This window comes from Microvirga tunisiensis (assembly GCF_009296175.1).
Classification (GTDB): domain Bacteria; phylum Pseudomonadota; class Alphaproteobacteria; order Rhizobiales; family Beijerinckiaceae; genus Microvirga; species Microvirga tunisiensis.
In genome coordinates this window covers 1-1,287 of the sequence record NZ_VOSK01000771.1, presented here as the reverse complement: position 1 = coordinate 1,287, position 1,287 = coordinate 1, and the positions used below count along the sequence as shown (strand labels likewise).

At 60.9% G+C, this 1,287-nt stretch carries 1 pseudogene; it reads right to left on the bottom strand.

From position 1 onward, the window contains the following. Positions 1 to 1,145 precede the first annotated feature (1,145 nt). Positions 1,146 to 1,287: pseudogene (locus FS320_RS43545) on the bottom strand (ATP-binding protein); the annotation flags it as partial.

The following is a 1,287-nucleotide window of genomic DNA, read 5'->3' as shown; positions in this document are numbered from 1 at the left end:
AGTGTCATTCTGGAGCTATCTTGGCGATAGACTGGGAATTGCTGATGCGCCAGCCGTCCCGCGCCTGGCAGATCTGGTCAGCGACCGCTGCTCCTTAGCGTGATCGCCAACGGTTTTGCCCCTATTACCCATAATGAAGGTTTTGCGAACCTAGCTTGGCTGTGGATTCGAAGCTGTATCCGTACCCTCTTGAGGCAGCCTGAAGCCGATCAGCAGCGCCCATCTCTATATCGGCCGGCGCCTGCCCAGCCTGCCAGAGCCCATAGGAAGCCCCAGGAGCGCCTTAGACGCCGGCGAGGCTCCATCGGGCCAGGACGGCACCAGACGGCCGCCAGAAGGCCCGAAATCAAGGGTTTCCCAAAGAGGACGACGTCAGATCTGCCTGATCGGAAGACGCGATCGGCCGGAGATTCATGGGCGAAGCCGCTAGGAAGGCCCAGGAGGCCCAAGGACGGTGTTCTGGGCCAAGATCTGGCCAGACAGCCAAGAAGCCCGTCAGAGGCCCGGAAATCCAAGCTGCGTATGGGATTGAGCGGCGGCGCCTTATTTTGGGTGGCGGCCTAAATCCCACAGATCGGAGAGGGGAAGTCCCCTGCCCTCGAGGACGGCTTTCCCTGGAGGCCTGCAGCGGCCCAGGACAGTCCCACGAAGCTGTCCAAAAGGCTTCCCAGAAGGACGAAGAAGCAGATCCCAGCAAGGACGGAGCTCCACGACGGCGCCTGGTGCTCAGGATGCCTCATGGAGCCAGAAAGAAGGCCCAGGAGGACGGCCCAATCGGATGGACCGACGAAGCCCCATCCAGGACCCGAAGAGCCTCCCAGAAGCGACGGAAGATGGTCCCTGAAGTTGGACGGATTCTCCCAGGACGATCCAGACGGATCCCCCAGTGAGGAGCCCTCGGACAGGGCTCAAGGGTCCCAAAAAGTTGGAGGGCTCAATACTTCAGTTTTGACGCACCCCTTCGGGCGCATCAAAACTGATTGGATCTGCAATCCGTATTTCGGTCCTTGTCCCCGTCCCATCGCCTTCTGAACCTATCCGGCCCGCCCTGGGACGGTTGAACTTACAGCTGTCAAGCGACACCGAGATTTACGAGATAAGGCGACATCCAGTTTTACGACGGCTCAAGCGTGAGCCCGCTGGAGAGCCTCCTCCAGATCCCGCAGGCGATAGCTGCGCCCCTTGATGTTGAGAACATGCGCTCGGTGCAGCAGGCGGTCGAGGATGGCCGTGGCCAGCACCTCGTCGCCGGCCAGCAGCTCGGTCCACTCCCGGATGCTCTTGTTC